The following is a 20,145-nucleotide window of genomic DNA, read 5'->3' as shown; positions in this document are numbered from 1 at the left end:
CCCATGCGGATGCTCCAGCGCACGACCGCCGCTGTGCTCGCGCTCGTCGCGGCAGCGGCGCTCGCGACCGGCTGCACGATCGGCAAGGACGAAACCGGCGCCCAGGTGGGCGCGGGATCCATCAAGAAGATCGACGCGCTGAACGGTGCCCAGATCCGCGTCAGCTCCAAGGAGTTCGACGAGCAGCTGCTGCTCGGCCAGATCGCCCTTGTCGCACTGCAGGCGGCCGGGGCGAGCCCGCAGGACAAGACCAACATCACCGGCTCGAGCAACGTCCGCCAGGCGCTCACCAGCGGCGCTGTCGACCTGTATTGGGAATACACCGGCACCGCCTGGATCAGCTACCTCAACCAGACCAAGCCGATCAGCGACCCGCAGGCGCAGTACGACGCGGTCAAACAAGCCGACACCGCCAACGGCGTCACCTGGTGGGCACGCTCGCCTGCCAACGACACCTACGCCCTCGCCGGCAACCCGGCGACACTGGCCAGGACCGGAGTCAAGACGCTGTCCGACTACGCGGCCCTGGTGAAGCGCGATCCGGCCGCGGCCTCGACCTGTATGGGCCCGGAGTTCAAGAGCCGGGACGACGGTTTCCCCGGCCTGGCGAAGACCTACGGGTTCACCCTGCCCGACCCGCAGGTGCACCTGCTCAACGACGCCGTCGTCTACCCGAGCATCGGCAAGGGAGAGCCTTGCGGCTTCGGCTCGGTCGCCTCCACCGACGGGCGCGTGGCCGCGCAGAAACTCACCGTGCTCGAGGACGACAAGCACTTCTTCCCGACGTACAACCCCGCGATCACGATCGCCACTCCGCTCGCCCAGAAATACCCGCAGCTGGAGGAAGTCTTCACGCCGATCGCCGCGAAGCTCGACACCGCGACGCTCACGGACCTGAACAAGAAGGTCAGCGTCGACGGCCAGAAGTCCGCCACCGTCGCCCGCGACTGGCTCAAGTCGGCGGGCTTCATCAGCTGAACCGTCCGCGGGGTCCGGACGGGGCTTGATGGAGCTGGTCAGCTCGCGTGCGGTAGAGCGCGTTCGAGGAGGATCTCCGCTGCCGCCCGTCCATGCCTGCCGTAATCGGCGTCGTTCAGCACCATGGCTCGGCTGGCCGCCCCGTCCGCGAGGATCACCAATTGTTCGGCGAGTGCGCCGGGGTCGCGGCAGCCCAGCTCCGTCACCAGTGCGGTGACGAGCTGCACCATCCGCAGTTTCTGCTCGCGGGCGTAGGAGTGAACCGCGCTTTCCACGTCGGGGAACTCCGCGGCGGCATCGATGAACGGGCATCCGCGTACCGGAGACGTGGTCGCCACGGGCTGGCTGAACAGCCCGAGGATCCGCTCCCGGACAGGAATATCCTCGCGGGTCAATCCGCTTTCCAGGGTCGCGCCCGACGACGCGAGGTCCTGCAGGTGCGCGATGACCAGGTCGCTCTTGGTTCGAAAATGCAGGTAGAGCGTGCGCTTGGAGACCGGTGCTTCTGCCGCGACCTGTTCCATGCCGGTCGCGTTGATTCCCTGAGTCGCGAACAACTGGGCGGCCGCGGCCAGGATGCGCTCCCGGCCGCCACGTCCCTGTCGTCGAGAGGCCGTAGGTGTCGTTCCCATCAGGCAAGTATACGCATGTGTTTACTTTGACGGAGCGGGTTGCTAGGGTTGGCATAAGTAAACACGAGCGTTTACCTAAGTAGCCGTTGAGGAGTGTTTCATGAGCGGGTCGGTCCCTGTCGAGCTGAAGGACAGCGCGGAGAAGCTGATAAGCGGTCGTCACGCGACACGCGCTTTCCGTCCTGAAGCCGTGCCTGAGGACACAATGCGTGCGATCTTCTCGCTGGCCGGTGCCGCACCGTCCAATTCCAATGCGCAGCCATGGCAGGTGGAGGTGGTGAGCGGCGCGATGCGCGAGCGCCTGGCGAACGCCTTGCAGGCGGCCCACGCCGAGAAGCGCACCTCGATAGACTTCCCGTACTCCGAGGACATGTATTCAGAGGTGCATCACGCGCGCCGGGCCGTGTTCGGCGCGGAGCTGTATGGAGCGTTGGGCATAGCCTCGGATGACTCGGCGGCACGTGCGGCTTATGACGCGGAAAGTCTGGGTTTCTACGGTTCGCCACACGCCGCGTTCCTGTTCGTCACCGGCGACGGCGGGGCGCGGCTGGCGGCGGACGTCGGTGCCTACATGCAGACGCTGCTCCTGGCGATGACCGCGTACGGTGTGGACAGTTGCCCGCAGGGCTTGCTGAGCTTCTACGCCGACACTGTCCGTGGTGAACTTGGCGTCACTTCGGGAAAGCTGCTCCTGGGCATCTCCTTCGGCTACGCCGACGAGACCGCGCCGGTAAACCGGGTCACGACCGGGCGAGCCGCGCTCGAGGCGACCACGGTATTCCATGTCTAGACGGTTGATTCCGTGAAGATCGCGTGAAGCTCAGTGAGGCGCTGTGACTGTCTACAGAGGACGATTTCGAGTCTAATCATCCGATTAGATGCCGAACGTCTGTATCGTCAAGGTCGTCACGGCCACGGCGCCCGAGCACGTCGAGTCCTTGACTCAGTTAGTGTCCTTTATGGACTGTCGAGGGAAGGATTCCTTCGCGGGGTTGCACTTCACTCGATCTTCACGGAATCACTCGTCTAGTGTCGCGTGATCCTACAGGTCTTACCCGTGATTGGACGGAGATCTCGCGTGATCAGACGGAGATCTCGCGTAGCCGCCGTCTGATCACGCGACACAAGTGTGGCGAGTCGTTAGTTCGCGACTTAAGTTCGTGCTCAGGTTCCGGTGTTGTGTCACGCTGTTCGTCGTACCGTGCACCCCAGCCGCCTAGCACGTGTCGCGAAAGCCACTTTCGCGACATCTGACGTCCCGAAAGTGGCTTTCGCGACACATCAGGTCAGGAGCAACGATTCAGCGGCCGTCCATGAAGGAATTGGGACGTTGAGTGTCCCAATTCCTTCATAGACGAGCAGGTGGGGTTCATTCAGCGATGGGTGACCGGATTCCAGCATCAATTTACGGCGCGAATTTCTGACACGCGACACTGGAAGTACTGACCTGAGTCCTTCCGCCGGAGGCCAGGCGTGTTCCAGTCAGGCTCCAGGGCGTGGTCCACGTAGGCTGGTGCGAGGGGGCGTGCTGTCGAGTTCGGGCCGCATTCGATGCTCCTCGGGGTGGGGCAGGCGCTCGCGGTCCAGACGTCGTCAGGTCGATTCGAAAATGTGGTCTCGCAGCAGTTCGTTCGCCCCGGCGGCGATCGTGCCCGCCATCGCGTCGCGGTACAGCCGCGCGGCGGTCGCCTCGTCGAGATAGCCGCGGGCGCCGTGGTACTGGACGCAGACCTGCGCGGCCGTCACGGCGAGTTCGGTGGCGGTCAGCTTCAGCACGGACGCCGACTTCGTGTCCAGCTGCCCGAGACTCTGCCGGGTGGCCGCCTGGTAGGCGTAGCCGTGGACCAGTTCCAGCTGGGCGTCCAGGTCGGCGATCCGGTGCCGGACAGCCTGGTACGACCCCAGCGGAGTGTCTCCGACCCGGTGCGACCGCGCGAACTCCTTCAGCAGCCGCAGGCAGTACCGGACCCCGCCGACCGCGAGCAGGCCTGCGACGAGCCGTTCGAAGTCCAGCGCGCGCACGAGGTACACCAACGCCCGCTCGGGCTTGCCGATCAGCTGCCCGGCCGCGACCGGCACGTCGTCGAACTCGATCTCGGTGATGTCCGCGGCGCGCCAGCCCAGCATCGGCTGTGGCCGGCGCGTTATCCCGGGGGCGTCGGCGTCGACGAGCAGCAGAGTCGCCCCTGGCAGCCCGCGGTCGGTACTGGTGCCCTTCGTCCTGGCCAGTACGATGAAGTTACTGGCCTGGGAACCGTTGGCCACAAACGACTTCCGGCCTCGCAGCCGGTATCCTCCCGCACCGTCGGCGTCGGCGCTGGTCGTCAGGTGTCGCAGATCGGTGCCCGCTTCGGGCTCGGTGATGGCCAGCGCCGTGATCTTGTCCCCGCGCTCGCCCGGCGGCAGCCAGCGCGCCTTCTGCTCGGCGTTGCCGAACAACCGCAGATACGAGCTCGCCATGTACGCGTGCACCCCGATCGACGCCCGGATCCCGGCGTAGCCGGTGTTGCCCAGCTCGTCGAGGAACACCGCGCTGCGCAGGAAATCCGCGCCGGTGTGCGGTAACGCGAGTAAGCCGGCGTCGCCGAGTTCTCGCCAGCCCGACTCGGAGATGTGGCCTTGGGCTTCCCACTTCGGTGCGTTCGGCGTCACGATCGTGTCCAAAGTGGACCGGACGGTGGCGCGGAAGTCCTCGTGGCCGCCATGGTTCGTGGTCACTGGGAGGGGCCTCCGGACGGCAGTAGCGAGGACAGCAGGACCTGGCGGTCGACTTTTCCGTGCAGGGACAACGGAAGCGACTCGCGGATCTCGATGACCGAGGGGATCAGGTACGACGGCAGCCGCTGCCGCAGATAAGCACGGAGGGCGAGCGGGGTGCAGCCGGGCGCGTCGGCGACCACGAAAGCCAGCATGGCCGCTTCGCCGATTTCCGGCCGGTTCACCGTGACGAACACCTGCCTGACCGCGGGGTGGGTGCCGAGCACATGCCGGACTTCGCCCAGTTCGACGCGGTGGCCGTTGATCTTCACCTGGTCGTCGTCGCGGCCCTGGAACACCAGCATGCCGTCCGTGCGGAAGTAGGCTAGGTCGCCGGTGTGGTACAGCCGTTCCGGGACACCGTCGATCTCGTAGTCGACGAAACGTTCGTTGGTCGCGTCCGGCATGCCGAGATAGCCGGGCGACAGGCCGGGGCCCGCCAGGCACACCTCGCCGATCTCCCCGGCGGCGCAAAGCCTGCCGTCGCGCACGAGGTACGCGCGGGTGTTCTGGATCGGCTTGCCGATCGGCAGCGCCAGCTCGTCGGGCCGCAGTTCGGTGACGGGGTAGTAGGTGGCGAAGGTGGTGCACTCGGTCGGGCCGTAGACGCTGACGAGCTTGTCGGGGCCGTAGTGCGCCAGCGCCCGGCCGATATGGCGCAGGGAGTGCGCCTCGCCGCCGGTGAGGATCGTCTCCACGCTGCCGAGCGCGTCGAGGTCGTTGTCGACCAGGGTGTTGAACAGGGCCGTGGTCAGAAAGATCGTGGTCACCCCGTTGTCCCGCACCACATGGCGCAGTTCCGACAGCCGGACGAAACTGCTCGGGTAGAGCACGCAGGTGCCGCCGTTGAGCAGCGCGCCCCAGATCTCGAAGGTGGCCGCGTCGAAACTGATCGGTGCCAGTTGCAGCGTGACGGCGTGCTCGTCGAGCCGTGTGTAGTGCGCGCCGCTGACCAGCCGGGTGATGCCGCGGTGGCGGATCGGGACGCCCTTGGGCAGTCCGGTCGAGCCGGAGGTGAAGTTGATGTAGGCGAGATCGTCCGCGCCCGTCCGGGTGGCGGGATTCGCCAAGTAATCGTCCACTGTGGACGACTGGGCCATCGTGGACACCGGTGCGACGTGGTGCAGCGGGAATCGTCCGGCACACCGTTCGGGCTGGTCGGTCACCAGCCATTCGCATTCGGCGATGCCGAACATGACCTGCAGCCGATCGTCGGGCCAGGAGTCGTCGAACGGTAGGTACACCGCGCCGCACTTGAGCACCGCGAGCAGCGACGCGATCAGCTCGGGTGAGCGGGCGACGGAGACACCGACGACTTCGCCCGCCCGAAGTCCTTGCCCTATCAGGAAAGCCGCCAGTCGATTGGCGTGGGCGTTCAGCTCCCGGTAGGTCATCTCGCGGTCGCGGTGCACGAGCGCGACCGCACCGGGATCGGCCTCGGCGCGCTGTTCGAACAAGTCCTTCGCGCTGAGTTCTTCGGGATAGGGCTGTTCGGTGTCGACATTGGCCAGTGCGTGGACAGATCGTGCTTCGGCACTGGGCACGAGACGCTTCATGCCTTTGTCGATCCTCCGGTCGCGGTCGTCACGGTCTCACTGTGGGGTGGGGATAGGGGTGCCTGCCCGGCGCCAGAGGTGCCGGGCAGGCTGACTTCGTTCGTCCGGTCAGGCGTCCGGCGAGCCGGGGTCGCCGCTGTTGCGTTCGATGCTCGCCGCGATCTCGCTCAGCGTGCTCCTGCTGTACAGGTCCTCCGGTAGCAGGGCGTCTTCGCCGAAGCTTTGCTCCGCCTTGGCGATCAGCTTCACCGCGGTGAGGGACGTGCCGCCCATCTCGAAGAAGTTCGCGCTCACGTCCTCGGCGGGCAGGCCCAGTTCCCGGCACGTGCCGAGCAGCCAGGCTTGTACGTCGCTCAGGCCGAAACCGCCGGGGCTGACTTCCCTGGTCGGGAATCGGTAACCGTTCACGGTGGATTCGACAAAGCGGTTGTGCCCGTAGGTGTCCTGGCCGGAGGTGAGCACGTTGCCGAACTTGTCCAGGCTGGCGCTGCCGCCGAACTCCGCCAGTGAATCGGAGTGGGGGTAGACGTGTACGGAGGTGGGAAGGTAACGCCCGGCGAAACCCAGTCGCATATTATCGGTAAGCCCGAGATGTGGGTGAGAGGCGTGCATCAGTGTCGACCAGAAAATAATGAACTGCCCCTGGCGCATCACCTGGGACACCGCATTGGCCTCGTCGGGTGCCCAGTTCGGGTCCTTTTGCAGCTGGCGGTAGTCGTAGCCGAAGAATCCGCGCCGGACGCCGTCCTTGTCGACCTTGTTGATCAGGTCGGGGTTGTAGTCCATGCTTTTGGACTCGTCGTAGTTCATGGACTTGTGGGAACCGGGGATGAACTGCAGGCAGCCCATGTCCACCGACGCCTCGGTGAACGCCGTCCAGACCGTGATCGTGCCGCCGAACTCCGCGTCCTCCGGCCAGACGATCTGGGGGTGCTTCGAGCCCGCGACGTTGGAGAAGTTGTCCGCCTGGTGCCAGTCGGTGCCCTCGTCGCCGGGGTACTTGGGGAAGAACTCCGAACGCCAGCACAGGGTGTCCGGGCCGAGGATGCTCGAGACCCGGTCGACGATCTCGGGCCGGGTGATGTGCTCGGCCAGGAAGTCGATGTCGAGATGCCGGTCGTAGTTCGCCAGGTTCGTACTGCCGGAGACGGTCCGGCCGTCACCATAAATCGCCTTCTTGGTATTGAGCAGCTTCGGCCTCAGTGCTTGCAGATGTGCGGCCATCTCTTCGGGCTCATAAAGATCGAACGGTCCTATGTAGCCGTCGCGATGGAACTGGGCGAGCTCTTCCTTGCTCAGTTGCATAGTCTTGCTGTCCTGGATCATATGCACCTTCTGCCGTCGCGATAAATACGAATATGCGGAGCCGTCGCCGCCAATGGCGATCACATTCGATTTTTTGTGCACAAATTAAGTTGAACGCGATGTCGAATCAGAATCCCGCCGACATGCGCAACGTATCTGCTGCCGGGTGCCGGATATCCTGATCTATCCGGCTGAGCGAGTGTCGCACCTGCGGAGTATCCGTGCCTAGCAGCCGGTGCGGTGGTTACTGATCATGGTGCGACACGATCTCATTGATGCTCCCCAGTGGTCATTTCCACGGTCATTTGCACCCTATTCAGGGTTCTTTCAACGACTGCCCCAGTGCTGGAAAAACCTGATGCCAACGTAACTTCGACGTCTCACCCTGTCAAGGTTCTCCCCGGCTTGCGCAGACCCCAATGGTCCTTGTTCGCCCGACTTGATCCGTGTAACACTGGCACCGGAGACTCGTATGGTGCAATCCGTGGTTCAGGTCGCTGCCTAAACCACACTGGGAGATCGAGTTTCGCAACTGGGGAAGGACGATCGAGGATGCCTGGGGGTTATTCCGTCGTGCGCGCCGCGTTATCCAAACCAATTCGTATGTGGGGGAGGACGGCCGAGCTCAAAGCCTTCGACCACGCACTCGCCACGGTCACCGGGAACACCTGCCAGGTGCTGGAGATCGCGGGTGAGCCCGGGATGGGCAAGACCCGGCTGCTGACCGCATTGGAGGAGCGGGCGACGAGAGCCGGGGCTCGTGTCGCACACGGCCAGGCGACGGCCTCGCCGTTGACCAACGATTTCGCACTGTTCGTCGACGCGCTGGAGGATTTGCTCGCCGCGGACGGGAATCAGCTGCTGGCCGAGCTGGACCCGCGCGCGGCCTCTTGCCTGCCGGGGATCTTCCCGGTACTCCATCCGGCGCAGTCTGCTTTCGCCGAATCGCCGCAGCAGCGCTACTGGGCGTACCAAGGGATTCGCTCGCTTTTGGGAAAGCTGGCCGCCGGCAGGCCGCTCGTGCTGATCCTCGACGACGTGCACAACGCGCAGCCCGGCTCGATCGAAATGATCCTGCACCTGCTCAGACGGCCGCTGAACGCACCGTTGCTGCTGGTGCTCGCGCACCGCCCCCGTCAGTCGCCGGCGGAACTGCTCAGCGCCCTGAGTGTCGCGGTCGAGTCCGGTGTCGCGCGTTCGCTCGAGCTCGGCCCGCTGGACGCGGTGAGCGCGCTGCGCCTGCTCCCGATGGAGATCCGGCCGGGTCGCCGCAGGCAGCTGCTCCGCGAGTACGGCGGAAAACCGGGCCTGCTGGGCGCGCTGGCGGCCGGAGCGCCGGAAGACGTGGCGAGCGCCGATCCGGGTGTGCTCCCACCTGGCCCGTTGTCGCATCCGGTTGTCGCCTCTGTCCGGCTGGATCTGCAGGCACTGCCCGCGCTCGCCCGGCAGGTGGCGCAGGCCGCGGCCGTCGTCGGCGACCGCTTCGACTCGGCGCTGGTGGCCGAGGTGGCCGGGCTCGGCCACGATCGCACCCTCGAAGGCCTCGATGGGCTGATCGCGCACGACCTGGTGCGCGTGGGAATCGGGAACGACAGGCTGGCCTTCCGCGACCCGGTCGTCCGCTCGATCTGCTACCACCACGCGGGTGGCGGCTGGCGACTCGGCGCGCACGCCAGGGCCTACCGGCTGCTGCGGGAGCGCGGTGCCCCGCTCGCCGAACTGGCGCATCATCTCGAACGTGCCGGGAAACCGGCTACCGAAAGCGACGTCCGGACCCTGGTGGTGGCGGTCGAGCAGAGCGGGGACCGGATGCCGGCGACGGTGTCGGGCTGGCTGCGTACCCTGCTGCAGCTGGCGGGCCTCGGCCTGGCCGAACGGCAGCGGCTGGCCACCCGGCTGGCGCGGTCGACCGCGTTGTCCGGACTGCTGACCGAAAGCCTTCCGGGACACCGCGCCGCGTGGCAGCACCGCGCCGATCTCGACGCCTCGACCCTGGCCGATCTCGCCGAGTCGCATCTGCGGGTGCTGCGGCTGCTCGGCCGCTTCGAGGAGGTGGCCGAGCTGGCTCGGCAACTCGACACCTCGGACGGGGGAGTCGCGGCGCGAGTGGTGCTGGGGCTCGCCGAGACCTCGCTGGACAGCGGCGGAGATGTGGCCGGCTCCTTGGCGCGCGTCGAACGACTCGTACCCGGTGCCGAAGATTCCGGGGACATCGACGACACCGGTTTGCGGGCGCTGGCTGTCTACAGCGCCATGCTGGCCACCCTGGGCCGCGGCGCCGAAGCGACGGCGGCCGCGGACCGGGCGGCCGGTCACCTGAACGGGCTCGCCGACCCCGGCGCGACCGTGGCCGTGGCCGTGGTCTGCGAGGTATTCGACTGGCTGGGCTGGGCGAACCTCTGGTCCGGGCGTACCGCGGAAGCGCTGGCGCAGTACAACCGCGGTCTCGCGCTGGCGGAGCGTCACCGTCAGGTCCATGTCCTCGGCAGGCTCCACCTCGGCTTGGCCACCGCGTATCTGGCCGACGGCGCGCTCGGCGCGGCCGTCGAACACGCCGAAGACGCCAGCGCGCTCGCGGAGCCCGTCGGCAGCACCGGACTCCAGGCGCGGACGAAGCGGTTGTGCGCGGAGATCGGGCACGTGATCGCCAGCGGCGGTGAAGGGCCGGAACCCGGCGACTCGGGATCGTTGTGCGCGATGCTGGCCGGGTTGAGCGCCGCTGTCGGCAGGCACGGTGACGCGCGGCTGTGGCACGCGCTCGACGAACGACTGGGTTCCCGGCCGGGGTTGGTCGACCGGTTCGGGTTGACCCTGCTGGCCGCGGCCTGCCTGCAATGGGGCGCCGATCCCGACCGGGCGTGGCGGACCCTGCGCGCCGCCGTGGTCGTGCTCGGGGTGCGCCCGTTCAGCGTGCTGGCGCCACTGGCCGGGCGGGCGTTCCACGCCACCAACGAGTCCACAGAGGACAGTGCGGCGGAGGTCCGGCGAGGCGACGCGGAATCGGGACCGGACTTCGACAAGGTCGTCCTGGCCCGGATGGGCCTGCTGAGCACCAGAGAGAACCAGGTGGCCGAACTCGTCGCGCGTGGTCGCACCAACCAGCAGATCGCGCGGGCGCTGGTGCTCAGCCACAAGACCGTGGAGACCTACCTGCGTCGCATCTTCGACAAACTCGAAGTCTCGTCGCGGTCCGAGGTCGCCGCGTTCACCGGCATCATGCCGCGAATGGCCTGAGTCGCGTGGCTGAGTGTCCCCAATGTCGCATTGGTGTCGCTGAGCGTCTCCAATGAGGCATTGGGGGCAGTGACCGCAGGGCGGCGGTAGTCGGACGCGGGATCGTGAGTGTCGCCAGAGACCACAGTGACGGGGTAGCGAAGGACTCCTTCACTACCTTCAGGGTAGGCAAGGAGGCCTTCACGGCCAGGTGAACGCGCACACAGGGCGGCCACACGCCTACCCCTCAACTACCCGAAAAGCCACTCACGACCACCTGTACCGGGCACTGAATCTGGGAGACACGGCCTAAGCGCACAGATGGGAAACACACCTACAGGCGTGTCAGGCCTGGGCGAGGTGCAGGCGGGTGCCGCCGCCGTCGAGGGCTTGGGTGACCGGGTCTTCGGCCCGGCCGTCCGCGATGATCACTGTCTCGACGCCGCCGCGCAAGGCCTCTCGCGCGGCGATCAGCTTCACTCCCATCCCGCCGCCCATCTTCGGGGTGTCGTCGCCGAGCGCGTGCTCGGCGAGCAGGCTGGCGGGGTCGGCCGGATCGGCGAGCAGGCCCGGTGCCGCGGTGAGGAACACCAGGGTCCGCGCCTTCAGCTCCATGGCAACGGCGGCGGCGATCCGGTCGGCGTTGGCGTTGACCGGGCGACCGTCCTCGGCGACCGCGGGCGGGGAGACGACCGGCGTCACGCCGTCGTCGAGCAGCAGCCGCAGCAGGCCGCCGTCGACCGAGGTGATCCGTCCACTGTGGTCGTCGCGGACCAGCACGCGGCGGCCGTCGACGATCGCCCGGATCGCGACGCGGCGTTCGGCGCGCAGCAGGTTCGCGTCGAGGCCGGACAGGCCGACCGCGCGGATCCCGGCCCGGCCGAGTTCGGCGAGCACCGCGGGCCGGACTTCACCCAGCAACGCCAGTTGCAGGATCCGCAGGGTCGCGGGGTCGGTATGGCGGGTCCGCACCCCGCTGGCGGAGAGCAGTTCCCGTTGTGGCACACCGAGTTCGCCCGCGAGCTCGTCCACCGACGCCGAGCCGCCGTGGGTCAGCACGATCCGCCGTCCCCGATGGGCCAGCGCCGCCACGTCGGCGCATACCCGGCTGGGGTCGACCCCGGCGGCACCGCCGATCTTGACCACCAGCAGCTCGTCCGTCATCACGGCTCCTTCTCCGTTGGGGTGACGTCTTAGATCGGGTGTAGCCCGACGAACTCCAGCCCGGTCCGCTCCGGCCAGTCCATCCGGATGTTGAGGCACTGCACGGCATTGCCCGCGCCGCCCTTGACGAGGTTGTCCAGCGCGCCGATCGCGACCAGCCGATCGGAGTCGGGGTGGAGGGAGAACCCGACGTCGCAGTAGTTGCTGCCGATCAGGATCTTGGGCTCCGGCAAGCGGTACAGGCCGCGGCGCTGCGCGACGATCCGCACGAACGGCTCGTCCTGGTAGGCCGCCCGGTAGGCGCGGCGCAGATCCTGTTCACCGACCCCGGGCTCGGTCGTGCAGTGGCACAGCACCTGCGCGCCGCGCACCGCTTCGACGCCGGTGGCCGCCATCCGCACCCGCAACCCGGTTTCCTGCGCGACCTCGGCTTCGTGCCGGTGGCTGTGCGGGGCGAACACCCGCATCGCCCCGCTGCGCTCGGCGTGCAGATTCGTCGTCGTCGCCGAGGAACCCGAGCCGCTGGACCCGATCTTCGCGTCGATGAGCACGTCCGGCCGGATGAGGCCGGCGGCGGCGAGCGGCCGCAGCGCCAGGGTGGCCGCGGTGGCCATGCAGCCGGGCACGCTGATCCGGTCGGCGGTGCGCAACTTTTCCCGGTACTCCTCCGGCAGCCCCGGCGTGAAGTCCGCCGTCAGGTCCGCAGCGGGATGCGCGTCACCGTAATAACGCTGGTAGGCCACCGGATCCCGCAGCCGGAAGTCGGCGGTCAGATCGATCACGCAGGGCGCGTCCGGTCCCAGCGAGGTGACGTACTCGGCCGCTTTGCCGTGCGCCACGGCGATGAACACGACGTCGTGGCTGTCGAGATCGGCCGGGTTGGTGAAGGTGAGCGGAGTGTGCCCGCGCAGGTTGGGGTGCACGCTGTCCACCCGCCTGCCCTGCTGGCTGGCCGAATAGACCTTGGTGACCTCGGCCCGCGGGTGGGGCAGGAGCAGCCGGAGCAGTTCGCCGCCGATGTAGCCTGCCGCTCCGATGATGCCGACGTTGATCATCGGACCGCTTTCCGTTCGCCGGACCCGTGCCGCAGCGCTCGCGCGGCCGCGACGATGGAGTCGGTGCTGACCCCGGTCGCGACCAGCAGTTCCTCTTCGCCGCCGACCATGTCGAAGAACCCGTCCGGGACACCGATCCGGCGCACCGGGCACGGCACGGTCTCGGCGAGCACCTCGCAGACCGCGCCGCCCATCCCGCCAGAGGACACGTGATCCTCGACGGTGACGACCGCACCGGTTTCGGTGGCGGCGGCGATGAGCGCCTCGCGGTCGATCGGCTTGACGGTGTGCATGTTCAGCACCCTGGCGTTGATGCCCTCGGCGGCCAGCACCTCGTGTGCCCGCAAGGCCATCACCACCGGGAACGGCCCGGTGGCGACGATGGTGAGATCGTCGCCGTCGCGCAGCCGGGCGGCCTTGCCGAGGACGAACTCGGCTGGCTTGTCGTGCACGAGCGGGGTCGCGGCCCGGCCGAGGCGCAGGAAAAGCGGGCCGGGTAGCTCGGAGGTGGCCCACACCGCGGCTTCGGTCTCGACGGCGTCGGCGGGTACCACGACCGTCATGTTCGGCAGGGTCCGCGCGATCGCGATGTCCTCCAGCGCGTGGTGGGTGGGGCCGTAGTGGCCTGCCGAGAACCCCGCGTGGGTCACCACCACCCGCACCGGCAGGTTGTTGCCCGCGACGTCGACCTTGAGCTGCTCGCAGGCCCGGCAGGCGGCGAACGTGCTGATGGTGTTGGCGTAGGGCCGCAGGCCCATCGACGCCATGCCCGCGCTGACGCCCATCAGATTCGCCTCGGCGATCCCGACATTGACGTACCGCTCGGGGAACTGGGCGCCGAAGCCGGTTTCCAGCCCGCCCATGTCGGAGTCGACGCAGAACACGCGCGGATCCTTCTCGGCGAGTTCGGCCAGCGTGCTGCGGTAGATCTCCCGGGTGCTCACCCGGTAGCGCTCCTGCCAGTCGATGCCGGTTTCGGTCTGCGTGGTGCCTGCCGCGAGGGTCATGACTGCCTCCTTGCCCGCGCCCGCAGCCCGCCCAGCGCGCGGGCGAGCAGCGCCGGGGTCAGCGTGACGTGGTGGCTCTTCTTCTTGTCCTCGAACAGCGGAACGCCCTTGCCCTTGACCGTGGTGGCCAGCACGACCGTCGGCCGGTCCTGCTGCGACGGCACCTCCTCGAAGGTCCGGCGCAGTTCCTGGACGTCGTGGCCGTCGACCTCCCGCACCGTCCAGCCGAAGCTGCGCCACCGGTCGGCCAGCGGCTCCAGCCCGAGATCCTCGGTGCGGCCGGTGATCTGCCAGCCGTTGCGGTCCACGATCGCGACGAGGTTGCCGAGACCGGCGGTGGGCGCGAACTGCGCCGCCTCCCACACCGAACCCTCCTGCAACTCCCCGTCACCCATCAGCACGAACGCGCGGGACGGCAGCCCGGACCGCTTGGCGGCCAGCGCGACACCCGCGCCGAGGGAAAGCCCGTGACCGAGGGAACCGGTCGGGAACTCGACGCCCGGCAGCCTGCGCAACGGGTGCCCGGCGAGCCTGCCGCCGGTGACCGCGTAGCTGTCGCATTCGGATTCCGGCAGGAACCCGGCTTCGGTCAGCACCGCGTACAGCGCCGCGCTCGCGTGGCCCTTGCTCAGGATGAACCGGTCGCGCGCGGCGAAGTCCGGGTCGTCCGGCCGGACATTGAGCACCTCGCCGTACAGCACGGTGAGGATCTCGACACACGACAAGCTCCCGCCGACATGGGTGCCCGACGCACCGGAACCCATGTGCAGGATCCGTTCCCGGATCCGCAGTGCCCGTGCCGCCAGCTCCGCCGGTACGTCGGTGGTTTCGGTGGGCACACTCATGCTTCGACCCTCTCCTCGGTGAACTCCGACCACGGCGGGCGGTGCTCGACCGATCTCGCGATCGGGATCAGCGTGTCCAGGTTCTCCCACACCTTGCGCATGGCCTCGGCGCAGCGCAGCAGCACCGGGCCGCTGTTCGGGTTGAGGTGCCAGCGTTGCAGTGTCAGGGAATCCTCGATGACCGCGGTGGTGACGGGGTAGTCCTCGGCCCGGTGTGTCTCCGGTGCCACGTCGTTCAACTTCCACGGGTAACCGCCGAACCCGGCCCGCTCGCGGAACGCCTCCTGCCAAGGCAGCGGCACCAGCTGGTACTGCTGCAAGGGCACGCCTTCCGCGCGCAGTGCCCGATGCAGGATCGTGCGCAGCGCCCCCGGCGCGACCTCGGGGCAGCCCATCGCCACCGGGTCGAACCGCATCCGCAGGATGTGCCAGGCGTGGGTGCGGTCCTCGGGCACTACGGGCAACAGCAGACCGGGCAGGTCCGCCAGGCCGTCGAACATCGCCCGCACGTTGACCTGGCGCGCCGCGTCGTATTCGGCGAGCCGGTCGAGCTGGCAGCGGGCGAAGGCCGCCTGGACGGCGCTGAGTTTGGCGTTGCCCGCCAGCACCCGCGAGACGTAGTCGCGTTCACGGCGGGTCAGATCCTCGCCGAACTGGCGGTGCAGCACGACTTTGCGGTGCAGTTCCGGGTCGGCGGTGGTGATCAGCCCGCCCTCGCCGCAGGTCGGCAGGTTCTTCACCACGTTGAGACTGAACGTGGCGATGTCGCCGAGTGTCCCGGTGCGCTGCCCGAGATAACTCGCCCCGTGCGACTGGGCGGCGTCCTCGATCAGCAGCAGGCCGTGCTGATCGGCCAGTGCCCGCAACGCGGTCATGTCGGCGGGCAGGCCGTGCAGGTGCACCACCAGGATCGCGCGGGTGCGCGGGGTGATGAGTTCCTTGGCCGCGGCGGGAGACATGGTGAAGGTGACCGGGTCGATGTCGACGAACACCGGGACCAGCATCCGCTGCACGGCCCCGACCGCGCTGGCCACGAAACTCAGCGCCGGCACCAGGATCTCCGCCCCCGGTTCGATCCCGGCCGCGGCCAGTGCCAGTTCGATCGCCGCGGTGCCGTTGGACACCGCGGCGCAGTACGGCGCGCCGACGAACTCGGCCCACTCACGCTCCAGCGCGGCGACCTCACCGCCGCCGGTGCTGTTGGAGGTGAAAGAACCGCTGTCGAAGACCCGCCGAGCGGACTCGTGCTCGGCTTCGGTGACGATCGGCCACCGGATCTGCTCGGCGGGCACACTGCCCCGGTCGATTGTCCGGCTGCCGCCGAACATGGCCAGCTTGGCCATCAGTGGTCCCTTCGGTCAGGTCTGGCTGGGGATGCGGCCGAGGTGGCTGGTCGAAAGCGCCGCGAGCCCGGTGGCGAGCCGGTCGACCGCGTCGGTGAGGATCTGCGCGGCGAGCAGGTACTCGGACAGGACGATGTGCTCGTCGGGGGTGTGGTCCTGGTGCGGGTCGCCCGGCCCGTAGGTGGCGATGGGCACCTGCCAGGCGGGGCCGAGCACGTTCATGTCGGAGGTGCCGAGCTTGACCTTGAACTCGACGTCGCCGGTGCGGTCCCGGATGGAGCGGGCCAGCGCCCTGGCCACGGGGTCGGCGCGCGAGGTCCGTACCGCCGGGGTGTCCTCCAGGACGGTGATCTCGGTGCCCGCGTCGATGGACAGGGCGAGCTTGGCGACGTCGGCGAGGAACGCGGTGGCGTCGAAGCCCATCGGCGTCCGGCAGGAGACGACCAGCTCGGCGTCGATCAGCGTGCCGGACATCCGCACCAGCGTGGGGGAGAGCTGTTGGAAGACCGGGCCGTCCTGCGCGCCGGTACCGGTGAAGTCCAGCAGCGACTGCCAGAACCGCGCGGCCACCTCGGACGCGGTGGGCTCCGGGCTGCTGGTGTGCGCCTGCGGCCGCCGTACCGAACAGGCGAAACGCAGCACGCCCTTGTAACCGACGACGACCGTCCCGGCTCCGCTGGGCTCGCCGATCACCACGGCGTCCGCGCGTTGTGTCGCGACGATCTTGTGCGCGCCGACGGAGTCGCGTTCCTCGTCGACAACGCCGACGACCATGATCCGCACGCCATCGGGCCGGTTGGCGCGCGACGCGGCGACGATCATCGCGGCCAGCGGGCCTTTCGCGTCGACAGCGCCTCTGCCGTAGAGCCGGTCGCCGTCGATCCGGAGCGGCGGCCCGCCGGGCACGGTGTCCATATGCCCGAGCAGCATGATCGTCGGGGCGTCGGCGTCGCCAAGGGCGCCGATCACGTTGCCGACCTCGTCACGGTGGGTGTCGAAGCCCAGACCGGCCAGCTGTGCGGCGAGGAACAGGCCAAGGTCGTCCTCGCTCCCGGAGACCGACGCGATGCCCACCATCCGGTGCAGCAGCTCGACGGCCTCGGCGTCGGTGACGGCCGCGGCAAGGGCCCTTTCTCGCATCAGCTCTGCCCTTCGGCGGTCATGCTCCGGCTGTCGTCCCGGCGCCCTGGTGCCACCCCGGCCGGGCTGGTTCCCTTGGGGCGAATCCATTCCCAGTTTGTGGCTCAGCGGCCCGAAGGACAGTCGGGGACATTCCCGACAGGGCGGTCCGGCCGGTGGTGGGCGGTGGAAGTGCCGCCCGATCGAGCTTTCCACTGGGCAGCAACGGAAGCCGGTCGAGGACGAGGTACACCGACGGCACCATGTGCGCGGGCAGCAGCGCGGTGAGATAGGCGCGGAGCTCGGCGGCGGTGGGGCGCTTCTCCCCGCGAGGGGTCACATACGCGGCCAGCTTGGGCTCGCCGGGACCGTCGTCGAAGGCGATGACCACCGGCTCGTTGACCGAAGCGTGCGTCGACAGCTCCGCCTCGATCTCACCGGGTTCGATCCGGAAACCGCGGATCTTGATCTGCTTGTCGAGCCTGCCGAGGAATTCGACGTCACCGTTGGAGCGGAACCGCGCGTGGTCCCCGGTCGCGTAGACCCGGCTGCCGGGCTCGGTGCTGAACGGGTCGGGCAGGAACCGTTGCGCGGTCAGCCGCGGCTGCCGCCAGTAGCCGCGACCCGGTCCCGCGCCCCCGATGAACAACTCGCCGGGCACGCCGACCGGTGTCGGCCTGCCGTGCCGGTCGAGGATGTACACACGCTGGTTGGGATACGGCCTGCCCCACGGGACACCGCCGGGATACGAGCGGTGGGTGACGCGGTAGGCAAGGCTGCAGTAGGACGACTCGGTCAGGCCTGCCAGGTTCAGCAGGCGCACACCGGGGATCAGCTCGAACAACCTGCCGGGCAGCGCCGGTGGCATCCGGTCACCGCCGAGACCGACCACCCGGAGCCGGACGCCGGGCATACCGCCGCGTGTATGGGTGACGAGCGCGTCGAGCAGGGCGGGCGCGGAGCTCCACGCGGTGACCTGCTGACCGACCAGCAGATCCAGCAGTCGCCCCGGATCGATCGTCTCGGCGTCGCTGGGCACGATCACCGCCGCGCCCGCCGCGAGCGTGCCGAACACCTCGTAGACCGACATGTCGTAACTCAGCGAGGAGATCGCCAGCATCCGGTCGGCGGGCGTGAGCTCGTAGACCTCGTTCACGCCGTGCAGGGTGTTGACCACTTTGGCGTGCTCGTTGGCCGAGCCCTTGGGCGGCCCGCTGGTGCCGGAGGTGTAGATCACGTACGCCAGCCCGGCACCTTCGGCGCCGGCCGTGGGCCGCTCGGCTGGCGATGCCGCGACGGTCGCCCACTCGGTGTCCAGCCGGATGAACCGGACACCCGCGTCGAGCTGTTCGGCCGCGGTGACCGAGGAATGGGTCAGCACCACGGTGGCTTCGGCGTCTCGCGCCATGTAGTTCAGCCTGGCGGGCGGATAGCCGGGATCGAGCGGCACGTAGGCCGCGCCTGCCTTGAGCACACCGAGGGTCGCGATGATCATCAGCTCGGAGCGCGGCAGGCAGATCCCGACGAGCTGTTCGGCGCCGACGCCGCGGGCGCGCAGGAAATGCGCGAGCCGGTTGGCGCGCTCGTCGAGCTCCCCGTAGGTGAGGGTGCGTTCCCCGAAGACGACGGCGACGGCGTCGGGGGCCTGGTCGACGGACCGTTCGAACAGGCCGTGCAGGGTTTGCGGGCCCAGCGCGGTGACCGGGGTGCTGTGCCCGCTCAGCTCGTCGATCAGGCGGGTGCTCTCGGCTTCGGTGATCAGCGGCAGCAGCGATACCGCCTCGTCGGGATGTGCCGTGCCGCGTTCGAGGACCAAGGCGAACGCGCCGGCCATCCGGCTCGCGGTGTCCCGGTCGAACAGATCGGTGCTGAACTTCCAATGGCCTTCGAGGCCGCCGTCGGCGGGGGCCAGCTCGAGGGCGACTTCGAAGTTCGTCGTCACGGTGCGCGCGGGCAGCTCCTCGATCACCAGGTCGTCGAGCCGCAGCCGCGTGGGCGGGGTGTCGCGCAGCGTCAGCGTCACCGACACCGGCGGGACCGCTCCGGTATCGCCCGCCATCGGTTCGGACGGCATCGGGTCGAACGGCACCGCCTGATGTGCCGCCGCCGCCTCGCACTCGTTGCCTGCGGCGTCGATCAGCGAACCGAACGTGGGGTCGGCGCGCAGGTCCAGGCGCAGTGCCACGGTGGTGGCGAACAAGCCGACCAAGGACGTGGTCTGCGGTGCGGAGCGGCCGGTCGCGGTCGAGCCGACGAGTACCTCGGGCTGCCCGCTCCACCGCCACAGCACCACGCTGAACGCGGCGAGCAGGACGGCGAACGGGGTGGTACCCGCGTCGGCGGCCCGCTGTTCGACGGCCGCGGTGACCTCGGGGCTCAGCCGGAAGCCGACCGCGTCGGCGCGCGCGGTCCGCACCGCGGACCGGGACCGGTCGGCGGGCAGCACCAGCGCGGTCACGCCGGCCAGGTGGGTCCGCCAGTACCGCCGGTGGTGGTCGAGTTCGCCATGGCCGAGCCGTTCCCGTTGCCACACCGCGACATCGCCGTACTGGACCGACGGCTGCGGGAGCCGGGAGGTCGTGCCGTGGCGGCCGGACTCGTACAGGGCGGCCAGTTCGGCCAGCAGCACGCCGATCGACCGGCTGTCGCAGGCGACGTGGTGGATGTTGAGCAGCAGCACGTGTTCGCGGTCGCCGGCGCGCAGCAAACCGGCGCGCAGCAACGGATCCGTGGCGAGGTCGAAGGGGGTGCCCGCCTCGCGCGCCCACGACTCGTCGATCGCGCGCTCGGGATCGGGCGCGCGGGTGATGTCGCGCACCGGCAGCGGCACCGGCGCCGGCGGGCGCACCACCTGCCATGGCGTGCCACCGGACTCGACCAGGTTCGTCCGGAGCACCTCGTGCCTGCGCACGATCTCGTCGAGGCAGCGGCCCAGTGTGGGGATGTCGAGCTTGCCGGTGAACCGGACCGCGGCGAGGATGCCCGGCGGCGTCGTCGCGGGATCGGCCCGGTCGAGGAACCACAGCCGTTCCTGGGGCAGTGAACAGGCCAGTCTGCCTTCGCTGCGGTCGGCTCGGGCGATCACCCCGTTTCCCGGCATGCTGGTCACTCCTCCCCGTGGACGTGCAGGCCCGCTGTGAGCGTCACGGCGCCGGGAAGCGGAGACAAGTC

General features: G+C 68.7%; 14 protein-coding genes. 3 read left to right on the top strand and 11 right to left on the bottom strand.

The window, feature by feature from the left end:
- Positions 1 to 3: 3 nt before the first annotated feature.
- Positions 4 to 978 (top strand): glycine betaine ABC transporter substrate-binding protein, encoded by a 975-nt coding sequence (locus tag ACLARN_RS23545; RefSeq protein WP_409493618.1) that lies wholly within the window; start codon positions 4 to 6, stop codon positions 976 to 978.
- A gap of 38 nt (positions 979 to 1,016) precedes the next feature.
- Here the strand turns inward: ACLARN_RS23545 and ACLARN_RS23540 are convergent, their stop codons facing one another.
- Entirely contained in the window at positions 1,017 to 1,610 is a 594-nt protein-coding gene (locus tag ACLARN_RS23540; protein ID WP_409493617.1) for a TetR/AcrR family transcriptional regulator, read from the bottom strand.
- 100 nt (positions 1,611 to 1,710) lie between these two features.
- Here ACLARN_RS23540 and ACLARN_RS23535 point away from each other — a divergent pair, with 100 nt between their 5' ends.
- Entirely contained in the window at positions 1,711 to 2,400 is a 690-nt protein-coding gene (locus ACLARN_RS23535; protein ID WP_409493616.1) for a nitroreductase, read from the top strand.
- A gap of 803 nt (positions 2,401 to 3,203) precedes the next feature.
- Here the strand turns inward: ACLARN_RS23535 and ACLARN_RS23530 are convergent.
- The 3 genes from ACLARN_RS23530 to ACLARN_RS23520 form a co-directional block, all read right to left on the bottom strand.
- Positions 3,204 to 4,328, bottom strand: coding sequence for an acyl-CoA dehydrogenase family protein (locus tag ACLARN_RS23530; protein ID WP_409493615.1), 1,125 nt, complete (start codon positions 4,326 to 4,328; stop codon positions 3,204 to 3,206).
- Positions 4,325 to 5,923, bottom strand: a complete 1,599-nt coding sequence (locus tag ACLARN_RS23525) for an amino acid adenylation domain-containing protein (RefSeq protein WP_409493614.1) — start codon at positions 5,921 to 5,923, stop codon at positions 4,325 to 4,327. Before ACLARN_RS23525 ends, ACLARN_RS23530 begins: the two co-directional genes overlap by 4 nt.
- Before the next feature lie 108 nt (positions 5,924 to 6,031).
- Positions 6,032 to 7,249: a chlorinating enzyme gene (locus tag ACLARN_RS23520; RefSeq protein WP_409493613.1), complete on the bottom strand. Its 1,218-nt coding sequence runs from the start codon at positions 7,247 to 7,249 to the stop codon at positions 6,032 to 6,034.
- A gap of 582 nt (positions 7,250 to 7,831) precedes the next feature.
- Between ACLARN_RS23520 and ACLARN_RS23515 the strand changes: the two genes are divergently transcribed.
- A complete protein-coding gene (locus tag ACLARN_RS23515) occupies positions 7,832 to 10,462 on the top strand; it encodes an AAA family ATPase (RefSeq protein ID WP_409493612.1) in 2,631 nt (876 codons plus the stop codon).
- 324 nt (positions 10,463 to 10,786) lie between these two features.
- Here the strand turns inward: ACLARN_RS23515 and ACLARN_RS23510 are convergent, their stop codons facing one another.
- From ACLARN_RS23510 to ACLARN_RS23480, 7 genes are read right to left on the bottom strand one after another with little or no spacing between them, the layout of a single operon-like run.
- A complete protein-coding gene (locus ACLARN_RS23510) occupies positions 10,787 to 11,605 on the bottom strand; it encodes a [LysW]-aminoadipate kinase (RefSeq protein ID WP_409493611.1) in 819 nt (272 codons plus the stop codon).
- Between the two features lie 29 nt (positions 11,606 to 11,634).
- On the bottom strand, positions 11,635 to 12,660 hold the full coding sequence (argC, locus tag ACLARN_RS23505) for an N-acetyl-gamma-glutamyl-phosphate reductase (RefSeq protein ID WP_409493610.1): 1,026 nt from the start codon (positions 12,658 to 12,660) through the stop codon (positions 11,635 to 11,637).
- A complete protein-coding gene (locus ACLARN_RS23500) occupies positions 12,657 to 13,667 on the bottom strand; it encodes a transketolase family protein (RefSeq protein WP_409493609.1) in 1,011 nt (336 codons plus the stop codon). The genes argC and ACLARN_RS23500 overlap by 4 nt, the downstream gene beginning before the upstream one ends.
- On the bottom strand, positions 13,664 to 14,512 hold the full coding sequence (locus ACLARN_RS23495) for a transketolase (RefSeq protein ID WP_409493608.1): 849 nt from the start codon (positions 14,510 to 14,512) through the stop codon (positions 13,664 to 13,666). The genes ACLARN_RS23500 and ACLARN_RS23495 overlap by 4 nt, the downstream gene beginning before the upstream one ends.
- The gene (locus ACLARN_RS23490; RefSeq protein WP_409493607.1) at positions 14,509 to 15,855 is read right to left on the bottom strand and encodes a DegT/DnrJ/EryC1/StrS family aminotransferase; all 1,347 of its coding nucleotides are present in this window, start codon (positions 15,853 to 15,855) and stop codon (positions 14,509 to 14,511) included. The genes ACLARN_RS23495 and ACLARN_RS23490 overlap by 4 nt, the downstream gene beginning before the upstream one ends.
- Before the next feature lie 15 nt (positions 15,856 to 15,870).
- On the bottom strand, positions 15,871 to 16,995 hold the full coding sequence (locus ACLARN_RS23485; RefSeq protein WP_409493606.1) for a M20/M25/M40 family metallo-hydrolase: 1,125 nt from the start codon (positions 16,993 to 16,995) through the stop codon (positions 15,871 to 15,873).
- Positions 16,996 to 17,014: 19 nt separating this feature from the next.
- Positions 17,015 to 20,074 carry a non-ribosomal peptide synthetase gene (locus ACLARN_RS23480; RefSeq protein ID WP_409493605.1) on the bottom strand — a complete coding sequence of 1,020 codons (3,060 nt, stop codon included), beginning with the start codon at positions 20,072 to 20,074 and terminating at the stop codon, positions 17,015 to 17,017.
- Between the last annotated feature and the right edge of the window lie 71 nt (positions 20,075 to 20,145).

It is taken from the genome of Amycolatopsis sp. cmx-11-12 (assembly GCF_046269425.1).
Classification (GTDB): Bacteria; Actinomycetota; Actinomycetes; order Mycobacteriales; family Pseudonocardiaceae; genus Amycolatopsis.
This window is presented reverse-complemented; position numbering and strand designations above follow the sequence as displayed.